Raw genomic sequence first — 18303 nt, 5'->3', positions numbered from 1 at the left:
TCACGGGAAACAGCGGCCGGTGGCCCGATGACCCGGGCCGGGGCCGCGTCGCTCGGGTCGCGGAGCCCGTTCGTGCCGCGTCGAGACCCATGTCAGCCGCCGTTCTTCCGCGCGGTGGCCAGCCCCTCGTCCACCCACGCGCGCAGTTGCGCCTTGGGCAGCGCGCCCTGCTGAACGGCGACCGTCTCCCCGTGGCTCGTCAGCATCAGCGTGGGGATGGCCCGGATCGAGAAGCGTTCAGACAGCTGGGGCGCCTCATCCACGTTGATCTTGACGAGCTTCACCTGGCCCGCCAGGTCGCGGGCCAGTTCCTCCAGCGCCGGGCTGACCATGCGGCAGGGCCCGCACCACGGTGCCCAGAAGTCGACGATGACCGGGATGACCGACTGCTGCACGACCTCGGGGAAGTCGCCGTCCCCGGCGTCGGCGACCCAGGGCAGCGCCTCACGGCACTTGCCGCAGCGGGGCACGCCCGGCGCGGCGGCGGGCACCCGGTTCTTCGTCCCGCAGTTCGGGCATGGCACGACCATCAGGTTCCCCCGGGCTGCTCGTAGGTCACCGTGAGCTCCTTCTCACCGACGAGGTCCACCTGGATGGTGCCACCCTCGCCGACGTCCCCGCTGAGCAGCGCACGCCCGACCCGGGTCTCGACCTCGTGCGCGATGAAGCGGCGCAGCGGCCGCGCGCCGTAGACCGGGTCGTATCCCTGCTCGGCGATGAACCGCCGCGCCTCGTGGGTCACCTCCAGGGTGATCCCGCGCTCGGCCAGCCGGTCGCGCAGGTCCTCGAACATCAGCCCGACGATCTCCTCGATCTCCGTCAGGGTCAGCGGCTTGAACAGGACGGTGTCGTCCACCCGGTTGAGGAACTCCGGGCGGAACTGCAGCCGCAGCTGCGCGAACACGTGCTCGCGGATCTCCGGCTTGATCTGGCCGTCGGGCCCGATCCCGTCGAGCAGGTAGTCCGAGCCGATGTTGGAGGTCATGATGATGATGGTGTTGCGGAAGTCCACCGTCCGGCCCTGGGCGTCGGTGAGCCGGCCGTCGTCGAGCACCTGGAGCAGGGTGTTGAAGACGTCGGCGTGCGCCTTCTCGATCTCGTCGAAGAGCACCACGGAGTACGGCTTGCGCCGTACCGCCTCGGTGAGCTGGCCGCCCTCCTCGTACCCGATGTATCCGGGCGGGGCCCCCACCAGCCGGCTGACGGTGTGCCGTTCCTGGTACTCGCTCATGTCGATGCGGATCATGTTGTTCTCGGTGTCGAAGAGGGCCGCCGCGAGCGCGCGGGCCAGCTCCGTCTTGCCCACACCGGTGGGTCCGAGGAAGATGAACGACCCGATGGGCCGGCGCGGGTCCTTGATGCCGGAGCGGGCCCGGATGATCGCGTCCGCCACCAGCCGTACGGCCTCGTCCTGGCCGACCACCCGCTCGTGCAGCAGCTCGTCGAGCCGCAGCAGCTTGTCGCGTTCCCCCTCCTGCAGCCGGGAGACCGGGATGCCCGTCCACCGGGAGACGATCGACGCGATCTCCTCCTCGGTGACCACCTCGCGCAGCAGGCGCCGCTCACCCTGCTTGGCCGCGAGCCGCTCCTCCTCGGACTGCAGTTTCCGCTCCAGCTCGGGCAGCAGGCCGTGCCGCAGCTCGGCGGCCCGGTTCAGGTCGTAGTCACGCTCGGCCCGGTCGGCGTCCTCCCGGACCCGCTCGATCTCGGCACGCAGTTCCTGGACCTTGCGCAGCGCGTTCCGCTCGGCCTCCCACTGGGCGCGCATCGCGTCCGCCTCGGCGCGTACGTCGGCCAGCTCGCGCCGCAGGTCCTCCAGCCGCCTGGCGGAGCCGGGATCGTCCTCCTTGGCGAGCGCGGCCTCCTCGATCTCCAGGCGCATCATCCGGCGGGTCAGCTCGTCCAGCTCCGCGGGCATCGAGTCGATCTCGGTGCGCAACATCGCACAGGCCTCGTCGACGAGGTCGATGGCCTTGTCGGGCAGGAACCGGTCGGAGATGTAGCGATGGCTGAGCGTCACGGCGGCGATGAGGGCGGTGTCCTGGATCTTCACCCCGTGGAACACCTCGAACCGCTCCCGCAGCCCGCGCAGGATGGAGATGGCGTCCTCCACACCGGGTTCGTCGACGAACACCGGCTGGAAGCGGCGTTCGAGGGCCGCGTCCTTCTCGATGTGCTTGCGGTACTCCACGAGCGTGGTGGCACCGATCAGGTGCAGCTCACCGCGGGCCAGCATCGGCTTCAGCATGTTGCCCGCGTCCATCGCACCCTCGGTGGCGCCCGCCCCGACGACCGTGTGGAGCTCGTCGATGAACAGCAGGATGTGCCCCTCCGCCGCCTTCACCTCGGACAGCACGGCCTTGAGCCGCTCCTCGAACTCACCCCGGTACTTCGCGCCGGCCACCAGCGAGCCCATGTCGAGGGCGAAGATCGTCTTGTCGCGCAGCCCCTCGGGTACGTCCCCGCGGGTGATGCGCTGGGCGAGTCCCTCGACGATGGCGGTCTTGCCCACGCCCGGATCGCCGATGAGGACCGGGTTGTTCTTGGTCTTGCGGGACAGGATCTGGATCACCCGGCGGATCTCGGCGTCCCGGCCGATGACCGGGTCCAGCTTGCCGGTGGAGGCGTCCGTGACCAGGTCCCGGCCGTACTTCTCGAGAGCCTCGTAGGCGACCTCCGGCATCGCGGAGGTGACCCGCTGATTCCCCCTGATCTTCGTGAGCGCCGTCAGGAATCCGTCCCGGGTCAGCCCCTGCTCGTGCAGCAGCCGACCGGCGGGCGTCTCGTTGCCCTCCTCGATCAGGGCGATGATCAGGTGCTCGACCGAGACGTACTCGTCCTTGAGCCGTTTGGCCTCCTGCTCCGCGGTGTCGAGCAGCCGCGAGAGCCGCTGGGTGACGTAGACCTGGCCGGGCGCCGCGCCGGGCCCGCTGACCCGGGGACGGCGGCCCAGCTCGGTCTCGAGTGCGGTCCGCGACCGGCCCGGGTCGACCCCGGCCTGCTCCAGCAGCCGGGGTACGAGGCCTTCGGGCTGGTCGAGCAGCGCCAGCAGCAGGTGTTCGCCGTCGATCTCGGTGTGCCCGAAGCGCAGCGCCTTGGTCTGGGCGTCGTGCAGCGCCTCCTGGGACTTCTGCGTGAGCTTGTTCATGTCCACGGTCGTCGGCCTCCGGTACGTCGAGGGCTGGTGCGGAGTTCGGTCTCCAGCGCGGTGATGCGGTCGAGAAGGTCGATCACGAGGCCGAGAGCGGCGTAGTTCAGGGCGAACCCCGTGCGCAGGCGCTGGATCCGGGCCATGGCCGCGAGCTGTCCCAGGGAGAACCACAGATTCCCGGTGAGGTCCTGGTCGGCGTCGAGGATGCCGAGGTCGACCAGCCGGCGTACGAACTCCGGATGGGTGCCCGTGGCGTGCGCGAACGATTCGAGGTCCAGGCGTGCCGGCCGTACGAGTGCGTAGTTCACCGTCGCCTCCCGGAGGTGGATTCGCTGGAGCGTCGCGGGCCGGCACTTCTGGGGTCGAAGCCGGACACCGCGGCGAGCTCCTCGAACAGCCGTCGTTCCTCGGCGGACAGGTGTGCGGGCACCATGATCCGGATCTCGGCGTACAGATCACCGGGCTCTCCCCGGGGGTTGGGCAGGCCCCGGCCGCGCAGGCGCAGGCGCCGTCCGCTCGAGGAGCCGGCGGGCACGACCACCTTGGCCTCGCCTCCCGGGGTGTCCACCGGCGCGGTGGTGCCGAGCGCCGCCTCCCAGGGGGCGAGCGGCAGGTCGACGGTGAGGTCGCGGCCGCTGACGCGGTAGCGCGGGTGCGGGGCGAGCCGGACGATCAGGTAGAGGTCTCCGGCGGGTGCCCCCTCCATGCCGTGCCCGCCCTGGCCCGCCAGCCGGATGCGCTGCCCGTCGGTGACCCCCGGCGGGATGGTGACCTCCAGGGTCCGTGGCCCGCCGAGACCGCTGATGGTGAGGGAGCGGCGGCCGCCGCGGTAGGCCTCCTCGACGCTCACCTCCAGCTCGGCCTCCTGGTCGGCGCCGGCGATCGGCCCACGCGCCCGGCCGCCCCGGGCTCTGGCGCGCCCCCCGAAGAGGTCACCGAACAGGTCCTCGATGTCGACGCCCTCGGCTCCGGCCCAGCCACCGACGCCGGGGCCGGCACCGGCACCGGTCCAAGCGGGACCGGCTCCGGGCCGGCCGGCACCGGCCCGGGCCCGGCCTCCACCGGCCCGCGCCCTGGCCCAGTCCTCCGGGCTCACCTCCGGCGGCACCTGCCGGAAGTCGGCGCCGAACGCGTCATAGCGGCGCCTGGTCTCCGGGTCGGAGAGCACGTCGTAGGCCTCGGAGACCTCCTTGAACCGCTCCTCCGCCTCGGGATCCTTGTTGACGTCGGGATGGTAGGACCGGGCGAGCTTGCGGTAGGCCCGCTGGATCTCGTCCTGGGAGGCGCTCCTGGGCACCCCCAGCGCCTGGTAGAAATCGCGGGCCGCCATCAGTCCGCCTTCTGGGCCACCACGACCAGTGCGGGACGCAACTGGTGCTCGTCGTCGCCGTAACCGGGCTGGAGCACCTCGACGATCGTGCCCGGTGGCGCGTCGGCGTCCTCCCTGGTGGCGACGGCGGAGTGCCGGGCCGGGTCGAAGCTCTGGCCCATATCGTCGCGTCTGGGGAATCCGAGCCGGGCGAGGACGTCGATCGCCTGGTCACGGATCGCCTGGACCCCGTTGAGCATGGCCTTGGGGTCGGCGTCCGCGTGCTCCAGGGCACGCTCCAGGTTGTCCACGATCGTGAGCCACTGGGCGGACACCCGCTCGCGCTCGCGTTCGAGACCCTGCTGGAGGTCCCGGGTGAACCGCTTGCGCTGGTTGTCGGCGTCGGCGACCGCCCTGCGCCACAGGTCGTCGAGCTCCTCGACGCGCCGACGCAGCTCCGGGATCTGGGCGTCCTCCTGGCGTGCGGGCTCCTCCCGTCCCTCGTCCCCGCCCGGCGGCGGTTCGGAAGCGGGATGGCCCTCTGGTGGGCCGTTCATCGGCCGATGTTGCGCGGACATGTCACTCCGGAGCGGTGAACTCGGCGTCGATGACATCGTCATCGGCGGCTCCTGGGCCTCCGGGCGCTCCGCCGGGCCCGCCAGGGCCACCAGGCCCGCCAGGCTCGCCGGGTCCGCTCGGGCCGGCGCCCTGCGGCTGCCGGGCCGTACTGCCCAGGCCGTGGTAGACCTGCTGCAGTTCGGCGGTCAGGGAGCGCAGCCGCTCCACCGGTGCCTGCTCGTCCTTCATGAGGTTGCGGGCGTCGCCGACGAGCATCTCCGCCCGCGCCTTCTCGTGCACGGGTACAGAGTCGCCGAGCTCCTGCAACCGGCGTTCCACCTGGTAGGCGGCGCTGTCCAGCTCGTTACGGGCGTCGATCGCGGTACGCAGCCGGAGGTCCTCGCCGCGGTTGCGCTCGGCATCGGCGACCATCCGCTCGACCTCTGACTTGTCCAGGTTGGAGCTCTCGCTGATGGTGATCCGCTGCTCGGCGTTGGTGTCCTTGTCGCGCGCGGAGACGTTCAGGATGCCGTTGGCGTCGACGTCGAAGGTGACCTCGACCTGCGGCTCGCCGCGCGGCGCGGGCCGGATGTTCTCCAGCCGGAACCGGCCGAGGACCCGGTTGTCGGCGGCCCGCTCCCGCTCGCCCTGCAGGACCACCACGTCCACGGCGTTCTGGTTGTCCTCGGCCGTGCTGAAGGTCTCGGTCCGGCGGGCGGGGATGGTGGTGTTGCGTTCGATGACCTTGGTCATGACCCCGCCCAGCGTCTCCAGGCCGAGCGACAGCGGCGTCACGTCGAGCAGCAGGACGTCCTTGACCTCGCCCTTGAGGACACCGGCCTGGATGGCCGCGCCCAGCGCGACGACCTCGTCGGGGTTGACCGTCATGTTGGGGTCCTTGCCGCCGGTCAGCCGGCGCACGAGGCTCTGCACAGCGGGAATGCGGGTCGAGCCGCCGACCAGGATCACCTCGTCGATGTCGTTGGGGGTGAGCTTGGCGTCCGCCATGGCCTGCTCGACCGGCCCCCTGGTGCGCTCGATGAGGTCGGCGGTGATCTGCTCGAAGGTCGAGCGCATGAGAGTGGTGTTCAGGTGCTTGGGGCCGTTGGCGTCCGCGGTGACGAAGGGCAGGCTGATCTGCGTCTGGGTGACCGAGGACAGCTCGATCTTCGCCTTCTCCGCGGCCTCGAAGAGCCGCTGCAGCGCCTGCGGGTCCTGCCGCAGGTCGATGCCCTCCTGGCGCTGGAAGTCGTCGGCCAGGTAGTCGACGACACGGCGGTCGAAGTCGTCGCCGCCGAGATGGGTGTCGCCGGACGTCGACCGGACCTCGACCACTCCCTCCCCGATGCTGAGGATGCTGACGTCGAACGTCCCGCCGCCGAGGTCGAAGACCAGTACGGTCTCGTTCTCCTTCTTGTCCAGCCCGTAGGCCAGGGCGGCCGCGGTCGGCTCGTTGATGATCCGGAGCACTTCGAGCCCCGCGATCTTCCCGGCGTCCTTGGTCGCGTGGCGTTGGGCGTCGTTGAAGTACGCCGGCACGGTGATGACGGCCTCGGTGACCTTCTCGCCCAGGAACTTGGCGGCGTCCTCCGTCAGCTTGCGCAGGACGAGAGCGGAGATCTCCTCGGGCGCGTACGGCTTGTCGCGGACCTTGAAGCGGACCGAGCCGTCCGGTCCCTCGGTCACGTCGAACGACACCGCGTTCATCTCACTGGTGACCTCTTCGTAGCGCCGCCCGATGAACCGCTTGGCCGAATAGATCGTCCCCTTGGGGTTCAGGATCGCCTGCCGCCGGGCCAGCTGCCCGACCAGCCGCTCGCCGGACTCGGTGAAGGCGACCACCGAGGGCGTCGTCCGCGAGCCCTCGGCGTTCGGGATCACGGTCGGCGCGCCGCCCTCCATGGCCGCGATCACCGAGTTGGTCGTGCCCAGGTCGATTCCGACCGCTCTCGCCATCATCAGCTCCTTCCAAGCCCGTCCAAGACCAGCTCGTCCACAACCAGGCCGCCCGGGACCGCGTCATCGCACGCACCCGGTCCGGCGCGTGCGATCCACCGGCGCCACCGCCCTCCTCGCTCCTCGGGAGGAGAGCGGCTGCATCTTCTGACGCTTGTTCCTCCGCCGGGATCCCGCATCCTCCGACCGGGTAGTTCTGGGCGCCCGACCTGCAGCGATTCGGCGGAAGGTTCGGGGGTATGACCTGTTTTCCAAGGTCAGCGCAGCCGGACCGGCACAGAGTGATCACATGGCCGGTGGCTACAGGCGCGGTAACGCCTGGAAGATGAAGCCGGCTGCCCGCGGAGCATCGTTCAGGACTGCACTCGGGAGGCCCCATGCAGGGCCGGGAGCATGGCCGGCAGGTGGTCCTCGGCCTCCTGAGGAGCGCCGAGGCGCACGGCCGTGGCGGCGTCCTCCTCGTCGAGGGCGAACCCGGGATGGGCAAGACCTCGCTGCTGACCGAGGCGAACGAGCTGGCGGCCGGGATGGGCTTCTCGCTGGCCACCGGCGTTGCCGAGGAGCTCGGGCAGATCGTTCCCATGGCTCCGCTGCTGACGGCTCTCGACGAGGTCCCGGAGCCCGGCCTCGACGTGCCCGATCAGCACATCCGGTCGGCCCAGCGGCTCTGGTCCCGGCTCGAACGGCGCGCCACCGCGGGCCCGGCCCTCCTGACCCTGGACGATCTGCATTGGGCCGATCCCACCACCCTGCTCCTGCTCCGGACCTTGCCACGGCAACTGAGCTCCCGGCCCCTGGTCTGGATCCTGGCGCGGTCCGCGGGCGATCACGGGAACGACGCCGGCCGGCTTTTCGCGCTCCTCGAGTCCGAGGGGGCCATCCGCCTCGAGCTCGTCCCGCTCGACCAGGACGCCGTCACAGAGCTCATCACGGAGCTGCTCGGCACGGCGCCGGCCCCGGAGTTGCTGGCGCTCGCCGCCGGCGCCGGCGGCAATCCCTTCCTGCTGGTCCAGCTCGTGACCGGGCTCCGCGACGAGGGGGCCCTCGACCTCTCGCCGTCCGGCGCCCGGCCGGCCGGCGACCGGCTGCCGCGCCGGTTACAAGCCGTCGTCAGGCGCAGGCTTGAGGCACTGAGCCCCGAGGTCCGGCACTTCCTCGAGATCGCCGCCGTGCTCGGCCGGTCCTTCGTGCCCGGAGACGCCGCCGAGATGCTCGCAGAGCGCCCGGCCATGATCTGGCCATGCGTGGAGGAGGCGCTCTCCACCGACCTCCTGACGGCGACCAACGATGAGATCGTCTTCCGCCATGAGCTGGTGTGGCGGTGCATCCTGGACGGGCTTCCCGGCCCGATGCGACAGGCGCTGCATCGCCAGGCGGGGGAGATGCTCCTCGACCGCGGCGGTTGTGTGGTGCCCGCGGCGGCCCACCTGATCAAGGGTGCCCGGCGCGGTGACTCACGCGCCCTGGCCGGGCTGGACGAAGCCGTCGCCGAGGTCTTTCCCTCCTCCCCCCAGACCGCCGCCGATGTGGCCGTACGGGCGTTGGAGCTGACCGACCAGGCCGACCCCGGCCGCTTCGCCCGGACGGTCGTCGCCACCGAGGCCTGCGCGGCGGCCGGCCGGCTCGACACGGCCACCGAGCTCGTACGGTCGGCGCTCACCCACCGGCTGCCCGTGCCGGCGACGGCCCAGCTGCACTCCGCCCTCTCCACGATCTTGTATCTGAGCGGCCGGGCCGCCGAGGCGAGGGACGAGGCTGCGGCGGCCCTGAGCGAGCCGCTGCCACCGGGCGGGCTGCGCGACGACGCGGAGCTGGCCATGCTGCACGCCCTCGCGGGACTGCGCGACAACGTGCGGGCCGGGGAGCTGGCCACCGCGGTCCTGGAGGACCGCAAGCTGCGTGGCGACGCGCTGATCGTCGGCGCCATGGTCGTCCTCTCGGTGATCAAATGGGACGAGGCCAGGCTCGCCGAGGCGCTCGGACTGTGCCGCGAGGCCGTCCGCCGGGCCGGCCTCGGATCCGCCGAGGCACGGCGCATCCATCCCGGCCTGACCCTGGCCGGCATGCTCGCCGACGTCCGCCTCATCGAGGAGGCCGGCACCGCCGCACGGGCGGCGGCCGAAGAGGTCCAATCGCTGGGACATGTCGCCTGGGCCGGCGGGCCCGCCATCCTCGGCTCCCGGCTCGACCTCGCGACCGGCAGGCTCGACGACGCCGTCGCCGCGGCCACCGCCGGACTGGAGATCACCGAATCCCTCGGGACCCATCTGTTCACCGCTGTCGCGAAGTCCGTCCTCGGCACCGTCGCACTCCGCCGTGGCGATCTGCGTACGGCGGAGGGCCTGGCCGTGCAGGACCAGGGGCACCTGGCGCACTACGGCATGACCTTCGCGCAGCCGCGATGCGGCATCCTGCAGGCTCAGGCCGCCGAGGCCAGGGGCGACCCCACGGCGGCCCTGGAGCTGCTCGCCGGGATCGTCGACGAGCTGCCCGCCCACCCGGGAGTGCTCGTCGCGGATCCCGCGACGGCGTCCTGGCTGGTCCGCGTGGCGCTCGCCGCGGACGACCCCCGCCGGGCCGGCACCGTGGTCGAGGCGGCCGAGAGCATCGCCCTGGCCAACCCCGGTTTCCCCGCCGTGAACGCCGCCGCCGCCCACGCCCGCGGCCTGCTGGACGGCGAGCCCGATGCCCTGGAACGCGCGGTGAAGGAACACGTCGATCCGTGGGCGCGTGCCTCGGCGACGGAGGACCTCGGGGAGGTCCTCGCGGCCGACGGTGATCGCCGCCAGGCCGTGCACAGCCTGGAACGCGCAATCGCCCACTACGAGGAGTCCGGCGCCCGGCGGGACGCCGCCCGCGTCCGCCGGCGCCTGCGCCGCCTGGGCGTACGGCATCGGCACTGGGCGTCGGCGGAACGGCCGGTCACCGGGTGGGCCAGCCTGACCGACACCGAACGCTCGGTCTCCGAGTTGGTCGCGCAGGGGCTGACCAACCAGCAGACCGCCGACCAGATGTTCCTGAGCGTGCACACCGTGGCGTTCCATCTGCGGCAGGTCTTCCGCAAACTGGGGATCAGCTCCCGGGTCGACCTGACCCGGATCGCCCTGCGACAGGAGCGGTGAGCCGATCTGCCGTCACTCCCGGTCGCCGCGCCAGGTCAGGACAAGGGTCGCGATACCGAGGGCGCTCACCAGGGACAGCCCGCTGATCGACAGCACCGTGAACAGATGGACCTGTTCCTCGGTGGGTTTCGGCATGTAGCCGTACTCGAGGAGCCGGTACTGCCAGGCGGAGCCGGTGAGCAGGAAGGTCAGCGCCACGGCGATGCCATTCATCGAGTCCCAGAGCGCGTGCAGCACCGAGACCCACAGATAGGCCAGCAGCAGTCCGGTGCTGTAGTGGAAGGCCCCGCCCCGGCTCGCCCGGAAGAGGAAGCCACCCAGGATCGCGGTCCACAGCCCGTGCCCCACCGGTGCGAGCAGCCCTCTGATGATCTCCGTCTCGACCAGCGCGTGCAACGACAGGCCGCGTACGGTCAGCAGCGCGTTGAACGCGTACCCGGCGCTCTCGAAGGCGGCGAACCCGAAGCCGACCGCGGCGCCGAGCACGACCCCGTCCCTGACGTGGCGGCGCGGCAGCCGTCGGGTGATGTAGATCAAGGCCGCCAGCTTGACCGCCTCCTCGATCAGGCCCACGCCCAGGAAGAGCAGCGGCGAGGGGGACAGCAGATAGCTCTCCAGCAGGGAGGCGCCGAGCACCCCTAGCACCCCTCCCGCGACGAAGGCACGGACCACCAGCTCGGTGGTGACGTGCTCGTCACGCCAGTGCTCGAAAGACCACGCGACGAACGTGACCGGGACCAGGAAGCTGCCCAGCAGTATCAGGGTCGGCACCAGGTTGGTGTTGGCGGTCAGCAGGGTGACCAGGAGGCTGGCCAGCCAGAGCACCAGGCCGGCGAAGAAGATCTTCAACCACGATCGTCCGCGCCCGGCACGCGCCGGTCGCACGGCGCCGGTCCCGTACGCCGGCACCCGGCCCGGAGGCGGTGAACCCTCGATCGGAGGCATGGAACCGAGCATTACGGGGGCCCCGCACCGCCGTATCCCCCGATCTTGTAATCGTGCACCGGCGGCATCGTGCACCGGCGGAAAGCCCGGCTCATCCGCCTGCCCCGCGGGGTCCGTCAGGTGGACTGCGGGGGGTAGCGCTCCAGCCAGGCCGGGTCCTCCGGGTGGCCATCGGTCACGGCGCGCACGAAGTCGTCGGCGAGGCCCAGCATGGTCTCGCGGCCCTCCAGCGCGAGCGCCCACGCCTCGGGGATGCCCGCTTCGCCGTGCCGGACGCCGAGCAGGTTGCCGGTGATGGCCCCGGTGGAGTCGCTGTCGCCGGAGTGGTTGACGGCCAGCAGCAACGCCGCCCGGATGTCGCCGGGGTGGACGAGCGCGCAGTACACGGACATGGCCAGCGCCTCTTCGGCGACCCAGCCCGCGCCGAGTTCCTCCAGCCGCTCCGCGGACGGCGTGCCCTCCTCGGCGGCCTGGAGGGCGGTGCGCAGCGCGTCGTGGGTCTCGCGGCCGCCGTCGCGGGAGCCGAGGTGGTCCAGCACCCGGCGGACGGCCTCCTCCAGGTCCAGGTCGTCGAGGAGATGGCGGGTGATGGCGGCGAAGGCACCCGCCGCCAGATGGCCCGAGGGATGCCCATGGGTCTGCACCCCGCAGACGGCGGCCAGGTCGAAGGCCCGCTCGGGGCTCCAGGCCGGGTTCAGGCCGAACGGCGCGGACCGCATGACCGCCCCGCAGCCCTTCGAGTCGGGGTTGGCCGGGTGGTCCGGGGTGTGCATCCTCCCGAACCGCAGCCCGGACAGGCAGGCGTTGCCCGGCGCCCGCCGCGCGTACAGCCAGCGCCGGCCGGCGAGCGCACCGTCCATGATCACGACGTCCCCGGTGGCGAGCCGCTGCGGGCCGCCGCCCTCGGGCGGACCGGACAGCATCTGGGTGCCGTACCAGCGGCGATGGGCGGCGTGCACCGCGGCCGGCACCTCACGCCCACGGGAGCGGATGAGGCCCTCGATGGTGAACAACGTCATCTGGGTGTCGTCGGTGATCGCGCCGAGCCGGCCGGACTCGTGCCAGACCAGATCCGCCACGCCGTCCGGGCCGTAGGTCTGCCGGAGCCGCTCCAACGACTGGAATTCGATCGGAGCACCGAGCACGTCACCGATCGCGCCCCACAGCACACACCCACGTACCCGATCAACGAGATTCATGACGGAAAGAGTAGTTCCGTCCCCGGCCGCCATTTCGCCGCGCACGCAAAAACCCCCGCCTGACGACGGGGGTTTTCGACCGGTGGGCGTACCAGGACTTGAACCTGGGGCCTCGTCCTTATCAGGGACGCGCTCTAACCGACTGAGCTATACGCCCGAGTGCACCCTTGCGGGGCAACGAGAAGTGAGATTACCCCATCGTGAGGGGCAACGGAAATCAGGTTTCGCGCTGCTCAGCAGGGACACCGGCCAGGGATCGCCGGGCCGGTTACTCGGCCTCCTTGAGAGTGACCTCGATGCCGCCCACGAAGTCGGCGGCGATGTTGTAGATGACCGACCAGACGGTGGCCAGGGCCGTGATGAGCAGGACGTTCAGCGCCCCGACCAGGGCGGTGTAGCCGAAGATCCGGGTGAACGAGAACCAGCTCGCCGCGTCGAAGGTGCTGGTCTTGGCCGCGTTCTTGTCCTGGGTCAGCTCGTTGATCGTCTGCACGATCTGGTCGAAGACCCCGAGCCCGGAAAGGATCATGTAGATCACGGCCACCGCGACCAGCAGGACGATGAAGCACACCAGCGACATGACGAAGCTGAACTTCATCACCGACCACGGCTCCAGGCGTGACACCTGGAGATGCGCCTTGCGTGGCGACTTGCCGCCGGCCGTCGCCTTACCGGGCCGCATGACGTCGTTGACGCGCTCCTTGAGGGCGTTGCCCAGCGAGGCGTTCCGGTTGGGCTGCGGGGGCGCCTGGCCCGGCGCCGACATACCCGGCCCGGACGGTGCGGGCCCCGGGGCGGCGGCGGGCGCCGCCTCCCGGGCGGCGAAGGGCGCGGGCTGGACCGGTCCGGCCGCCACCGGGCCGGCGGGCTCGCCGCCCGCGCTCCACGGCGGGCTGGAGTCGTTGGCCTGGCCGTCCTTGACCGCCGGCGTGCCCAGCGGCGGAGTGCCCGGCTTGCCGGGAGTCGTCTCCGTCTTGGCACCGGAACCACCCTGCGCGCCACCCGAGGACGCCGAGGACACCACGGAGGACCCCAGCGAGGTGCCGGCTTCGTCCTTCGCACCCTCCACGGCCGCCGGGGACTCCACCTTCGCCTCGTCCGGCTCGGTGGCCGGATTCACCGTGGAGTTCGCTCCCGACGAGGACGACGGCTTGCCGCCGTTGCCGCGGCTCAGGCCGGTCCCGTTGGACGGTGAGGAGCCGGATCCGGCCGAGCGACCGGGCCGGTCCTTTCCCGTACTGCTAGGGGTGGCGCTCACATGTCCTCCTCGCCTGACGGCTCGGAGACATGGTCAGAGGACTGCGCTGGTGACTCAAGGTCGCCACCTTCCCCCGCCTCCGAGTCCTCCATGGACTCTACGTTCCGCGCGACGGCGACGACGACATCGCCATCGGCAAGGTTCACCAAACGAACGCCCATGGTCTGACGCCCGGACCGCTTGATCTCCGCGGCGCTCGTACGGATGACGCCACCGCTCGACGTCATCGCGAACACCTCGTCCTCTTCCGGCCGAACCATGAGGGCACCTACCAGCCTGCCCCGAGTTTGCACGATCTTAGCGGTGAGTACCCCCTTACCCCCACGACCCTGAACAGGGTATTGGTCGATGGGAGTCCGCTTTGCGTATCCGCCCTCGGTCGCGACGAGGACGTCCGCACCCCCGCCGTCCCGTACGACGTGCATGTCGAGGACCTCGTGCCCCTCCTCGAACCGCATGCCGATGACCCCGCTGGTGGCGCGTCCCATGGGCCGCAACGACTCGTCGTCGGCGTGGAAGCGGATCGACTGGGCGCCCGTCGAGACCATGAGCAGGTCGTCCTCGGCGGCGACCAGGCGGGCCGCGATGAGCTCGTCGTCGTCCCGGAGGTTGATCGCGATGATGCCCCCCGAGCGCGGCGAGTCGAAGTCGGTCAGTGCCGTCTTCTTCACCATGCCCTGCTTGGTGCCCAGCACGAGGTACGGCGCCACCTCGTAGTTGCGCAGGTCCAGGACCTGGGCGATGTGCTCGTCGGGCTGGAAGGCGAGCAGGTTGGCGACGTGCTGGCCCCGCGCGTCGCGGGCGACGTCGGGCAGCTCGTAGGCCTTGGCGCGGTAGACCCGGCCCTTGTTGGTGAAGAACAGGATCCAGTTGTGCGTGGAGGTCACGAAGAACTGGTCGACGATGTCGTCCTGCTTGAGCTGCGCGCCCCGCACGCCCTTGCCGCCCCGCCGCTGGGCCCGGTACATGTCGGTCTTCGTGCGCTTGGCATAGCCGCCACGGGTGATCGTGACGACCACGTCCTCCTCGGCGACCAGGTCCTCGTAGGTGACGTTGCCGTCGAAGGGGATGATCTCGGTACGGCGCTCGTCGCCGTACTTCTCGGTGATCACGTTCAGCTCTTCGCTGATGATCTGCCGCTGCCGCTCCGGGGAGGACAGGATCACGTTGTACTCGGCGATCTCGGCCTCGAGCTTGGCGTGCTCTTCCATGATCTGCTGACGCTCGAGGGCGGCGAGCTTGCGCAGCTGCATGTCGAGGATGGCCTGGGCCTGGATCTCGTCGATGTCCAGCAGCCCCATCAGCCCCTGCTGGGCCGCCGCCGCCGACGCCGACGCCCGGATGAGGGCGATGACCTCGTCGATCGCGTCGAGGGCCTTGAGCAACGCGCGCAGGATGTGGGCGCGCTCCTCGGCCTTGCGGAGCAGGAAGCGGGTCCGCCGGACGATGACCTCGACCTGGTGCTCGACCCAGTAGCGGACGAACTGGTCCAGCCGGAGCGTGCGCGGGATGCCGTCGACCAGCGCGAGCATGTTCGCGCCGAAGGTCTCCTGGAGCTGGGTGTGCTTGTAGAGGTTGTTGAGCACGACCTTGGCGATCGCGTCGCGCTTGAGGACGATCACCAGGCGCTGGCCGGTACGGCCGGACGTCTCGTCCCGCACGTCGGCGATACCGGTGATCTTACCTTCCTTCACCTGCTCCGCGATCTTGAGAGCAAGGTTGTCCGGGTTGACCTGGTACGGCAGCTGGGTGACCACCAGGCAGGTACGGCCCTGGATCTCCTCGACCTCGATCACGGCCCGCATGGTGATCAGGCCGCGGCCGGTGCGGTAGGCGTCCTCGATGCCTCGCCGCCCGACGATCAGGCCGTGGGTCGGGAAGTCCGGGCCCTTGATCCGCTCGATCAGCGCGTCGAGCAGTTCCTCGTCGGAGGTCTCGTAGTTGTCGAGGTACCACTGGACGCCGGCGCCGACCTCGCGCAGGTTGTGCGGCGGGATGTTGGTGGCCATGCCCACCGCGATCCCGGCCGAGCCGTTGACCAGGAGGTTCGGGAACCGCGACGGCAGGACGTCCGGCTCCTGCTGGCGTCCGTCGTAGTTCGGCGAGAAGTCGACGGTCTCCTTGTCGATGTCCCGCAGCATCTCCATGGCCAGCGGCGCCATCCGGCACTCGGTGTACCGCATGGCGGCGGCCGGGTCGTTGCCCGGAGAGCCGAAGTTGCCGTTCCCGTCGATCAGGGGATACCGCAGCGCCCACGGCTGGGCCAGCCGGACCACCGTGTCGTAGATCGAGGCGTCGCCGTGCGGGTGGTACTGGCCCATGACGTCACCGACGATGCGGGCGCACTTGTTGTAGCCGCGCTCCGGCCGGAAACCGCCGTCGTACATCGCGTACAGCACCCGGCGGTGCACCGGCTTGAGGCCGTCCCGCACCTCCGGCAGCGCGCGGGCGACGATGACCGACATCGCGTAGTCCAGGTAGCTGCGCTGCATCTCCACCTGGATGTCGACCGGTTCGATCCGGTCGTGCGGCGGCACGGGCGGCGTGGTCAGTTCCGTCACCTAAAAGACCTCTTCTTCACTGCGTACGGATTCCTGCGACGGGCGAGTTCTCGTCAGGGGGGCCGCGTCCGGGGACGTGGACCCCGCGGCGTCAGATATCGAGGAAACGCACGTCCTTGGCATTGCGCTGGATGAACGACCTGCGGGCCTCGACGTCCTCGCCCATCAGGACGCTGAACAGCTCGTCGGCCTGCGCGGCGTCGTCGAGGGTCACCTGGAGCAGGACCCGGTGGGCCGGGTCCATCGTGGTGTCCCACAGCTCGGCGGCGTTCATCTCGCCGAGACCCTTGAACCGCTGGACGCCGTCGCGCGGGCGGGGGTCCCGCTTGCCGGCCGCGATCCCCGCCTCGACGACGGCGTCGCGCTCCCGGTCGGAGTAGGCGTAGTCGACGTCGTTGCCCCGCTGGTCCCACTTGATCTTGTACAGCGGCGGCTGGGCGAGGTAGACGTAGCCCACCTCGACCAGCGGCTTCATGAACCGGAACAGCAGGGTGAGCAGCAGGGTCCGGATGTGCTGCCCGTCGACGTCGGCGTCCGCCATGAGGATGATCTTGTGATAGCGGAGCTTCTCGATGTCGAACTCGTCGTGGATGCCGGTGCCCAGGGCGGTGATCATCGCCTGGACCTCGTTGTTCTTCAGAACCCGGTCGATACGGGCCTTCTCGACGTTGAGGATCTTGCCGCGGATCGGCAGGATCGCCTGGTACTGCGGATCACGCCCGCCCTTGGCGGAGCCGCCCGCGGAGTCACCCTCGACGACGTAGATCTCGCTCTTGCTCGGGTCGGTGGACTGGCAGTCCGACAGCTTGCCCGGCAGGCTGGTCGACTCCAGCAGGCTCTTGCGCCGGGTCAGATCCCGCGCCTGGCGGGCGGCGATCCGAGCCCGGGCCGCCTGCAGCGACTTGGTGACGATCTCCTTGGCCTCGCCCGGGTTCTCCTCGAACCAGTCCTTCAGGTGGTCATTGCACACCCGCTGGACGAACGACTTGGCCTCGGTGTTGCCGAGCTTGGTCTTGGTCTGGCCCTCGAACTGCGGCTCGGCCAGCTTGATCGAGATGATCGCGGTGAGGCCCTCGCGGACGTCCTCACCGGAGAGCCGGTCGTCCTTGCCCTCCTTGAGGAGCTTCTGGTTGAAGGCGTAGTTGTTGACGATGGTCGTCAGCGCCGACCGGAAGCCCTCCTCGTGGGTGCCGCCCTCGGCCGTGTTGATCGTGTTGGCGAAGGTGTGGACCGACTCGGAGTAGGAGTGGTTCCACTGCATCGCGATCTCGACCGACATGCCCTTGACCTCGTCGCCGAAGTCGATGACCGAGTTGTGGGCGGCCTCCTTGGAGGCGTTGATGTGCCGTACGAAGTCGGAGATGCCGCCCGCGTACTGGTACCGCACCGTACGCGGCTCGCCGTTGATGTGCTCCGGCCGCTCGTCGGAGATCGTGATCGACAGACCGCGGTTGAGGAAGGCCATCTCCTGCATCCGCCGGCTGAGCGTCTCGAAGCTCCACTCCAGCGTCTCGAAGATCGCGGCGTCCGGCCAGAAGGACACCTGGGTGCCGGTCTCCTGGGTGGGCTCGCCCTTGGCCAGCGGCGCCACCGGCACGCCGGTGTCATAGGACTGCCGCCAGAAGTGCCCGTCCACGCGAATCTCGACCTCGAGCTTCTTGGACAGCGCGTTGACCACGGAGACACCGACGCCGTGCAGACCGCCGGAGACGGCGTAGGACTTGCCGTCGAACTTGCCGCCCGCGTGCAGCATGGTCAGGACCATCTCGACCGCGGGCCGCTTCTCCACCGGGTGCAGGCCCACCGGGATGCCCCGGCCGTTGTCGAGTACCCGCACGCCTCCGTCGGCCAGCAGGGTGACCTCGATGGTGTCGGCATGGCCGGCGAGTGCCTCGTCGACGGCGTTGTCCACGACCTCATAGACAAGGTGGTGGAGACCGCGTTCCCCCGTCGAGCCGATGTACATGCCGGGGCGCTTGCGCACCGCTTCCAAACCCTCAAGAACAGTGATCGAGCTAGCGTCGTACGACTCGGTCGCCAAAGGAGATCCTCCTACCACGGACACCCGCGCCCCGTTTGAAAATGAACGTGCCCCGTAACAAGACTTAGGGCCGCCCGCATCTACGGGCTGCCCATGACGGCGCAGTGTCCTGAACCCGGTTCCATTCTACTGGGTCAGAGCGCGCAAAGTGCCACTGTCGCGGGCTGTAAACGAGCGTGGCGCCCGAAAGGGCTAAGACGCAC

At 70.2% G+C, this 18303-nt stretch carries 12 protein-coding genes and 1 tRNA gene; 1 reads left to right on the top strand and 12 read right to left on the bottom strand.

Annotated elements, in window-relative coordinates:
• Window positions 1–92 precede the first annotated feature (92 nt).
• From trxC to dnaK, 6 genes are read right to left on the bottom strand one after another with little or no spacing between them, the layout of a single operon-like run.
• Window positions 93–530 carry a thioredoxin TrxC gene (gene trxC, locus ACRYCC_RS25920; RefSeq protein ID WP_433816217.1) on the bottom strand — a complete coding sequence of 146 codons (438 nt, stop codon included), beginning with the start codon at window positions 528–530 and terminating at the stop codon, window positions 93–95.
• Window positions 530–3148, bottom strand: coding sequence for an ATP-dependent chaperone ClpB (clpB, locus tag ACRYCC_RS25915; RefSeq protein WP_433816215.1), 2619 nt, complete (start codon window positions 3146–3148; stop codon window positions 530–532). Before clpB ends, trxC begins: the two co-directional genes overlap by 1 nt.
• The gene (locus tag ACRYCC_RS25910; protein ID WP_433816214.1) at window positions 3145–3459 is read right to left on the bottom strand and encodes a chaperone modulator CbpM; all 315 of its coding nucleotides are present in this window, start codon (window positions 3457–3459) and stop codon (window positions 3145–3147) included. The genes clpB and ACRYCC_RS25910 overlap by 4 nt, the downstream gene beginning before the upstream one ends.
• Window positions 3456–4481, bottom strand: a complete 1026-nt coding sequence (locus ACRYCC_RS25905; protein WP_433816212.1) for a DnaJ C-terminal domain-containing protein — start codon at window positions 4479–4481, stop codon at window positions 3456–3458. Before ACRYCC_RS25905 ends, ACRYCC_RS25910 begins: the two co-directional genes overlap by 4 nt.
• Window positions 4481–5017: a nucleotide exchange factor GrpE gene (locus tag ACRYCC_RS25900; protein WP_433816210.1), complete on the bottom strand. Its 537-nt coding sequence runs from the start codon at window positions 5015–5017 to the stop codon at window positions 4481–4483. Before ACRYCC_RS25900 ends, ACRYCC_RS25905 begins: the two co-directional genes overlap by 1 nt.
• 22 nt (window positions 5018–5039) lie before the next feature.
• On the bottom strand, window positions 5040–6974 hold the full coding sequence (dnaK, locus tag ACRYCC_RS25895; RefSeq protein ID WP_433816208.1) for a molecular chaperone DnaK: 1935 nt from the start codon (window positions 6972–6974) through the stop codon (window positions 5040–5042).
• A gap of 377 nt (window positions 6975–7351) precedes the next feature.
• Between dnaK and ACRYCC_RS25890 the strand changes: the two genes are divergently transcribed.
• Window positions 7352–10096 (top strand): helix-turn-helix transcriptional regulator, encoded by a 2745-nt coding sequence (locus tag ACRYCC_RS25890; RefSeq protein ID WP_433816207.1) that lies wholly within the window; start codon window positions 7352–7354, stop codon window positions 10094–10096.
• Between the two features lie 12 nt (window positions 10097–10108).
• On the opposite strand, the gene ACRYCC_RS25885 is transcribed toward ACRYCC_RS25890, so the two are convergent.
• The 6 genes from ACRYCC_RS25885 to gyrB form a co-directional block, all read right to left on the bottom strand.
• Entirely contained in the window at window positions 10109–11041 is a 933-nt protein-coding gene (locus ACRYCC_RS25885; protein ID WP_433816206.1) for a PrsW family intramembrane metalloprotease, read from the bottom strand.
• A 116-nt stretch (window positions 11042–11157) separates the two neighbouring features.
• Window positions 11158–12240, bottom strand: a complete 1083-nt coding sequence (locus tag ACRYCC_RS25880) for an ADP-ribosylglycohydrolase family protein (protein WP_433816205.1) — start codon at window positions 12238–12240, stop codon at window positions 11158–11160.
• Between the two features lie 83 nt (window positions 12241–12323).
• A tRNA-Ile gene (locus tag ACRYCC_RS25875) sits at window positions 12324–12397 on the bottom strand.
• 111 nt (window positions 12398–12508) lie between these two features.
• Window positions 12509–13177 carry a DUF3566 domain-containing protein gene (locus tag ACRYCC_RS25870; protein ID WP_433816754.1) on the bottom strand — a complete coding sequence of 223 codons (669 nt, stop codon included), beginning with the start codon at window positions 13175–13177 and terminating at the stop codon, window positions 12509–12511.
• Window positions 13178–13494: 317 nt separating this feature from the next.
• Entirely contained in the window at window positions 13495–16059 is a 2565-nt protein-coding gene (gene gyrA / locus ACRYCC_RS25865) for a DNA gyrase subunit A (RefSeq protein ID WP_433816203.1), read from the bottom strand.
• 91 nt (window positions 16060–16150) lie between these two features.
• Window positions 16151–18118: a DNA topoisomerase (ATP-hydrolyzing) subunit B gene (gene gyrB / locus ACRYCC_RS25860; RefSeq protein ID WP_433816753.1), complete on the bottom strand. Its 1968-nt coding sequence runs from the start codon at window positions 18116–18118 to the stop codon at window positions 16151–16153.
• Window positions 18119–18303 lie beyond the last annotated feature (185 nt).

Origin of the sequence: Actinomadura scrupuli (assembly GCF_050971785.1) — a bacterium.
Classification (GTDB): domain Bacteria; phylum Actinomycetota; class Actinomycetes; order Streptosporangiales; family Streptosporangiaceae; genus Actinomadura_E; species Actinomadura_E scrupuli.
Note: the sequence above shows the minus strand (reverse complement) of the source record. Positions and strands in the feature narration are given on the sequence as shown.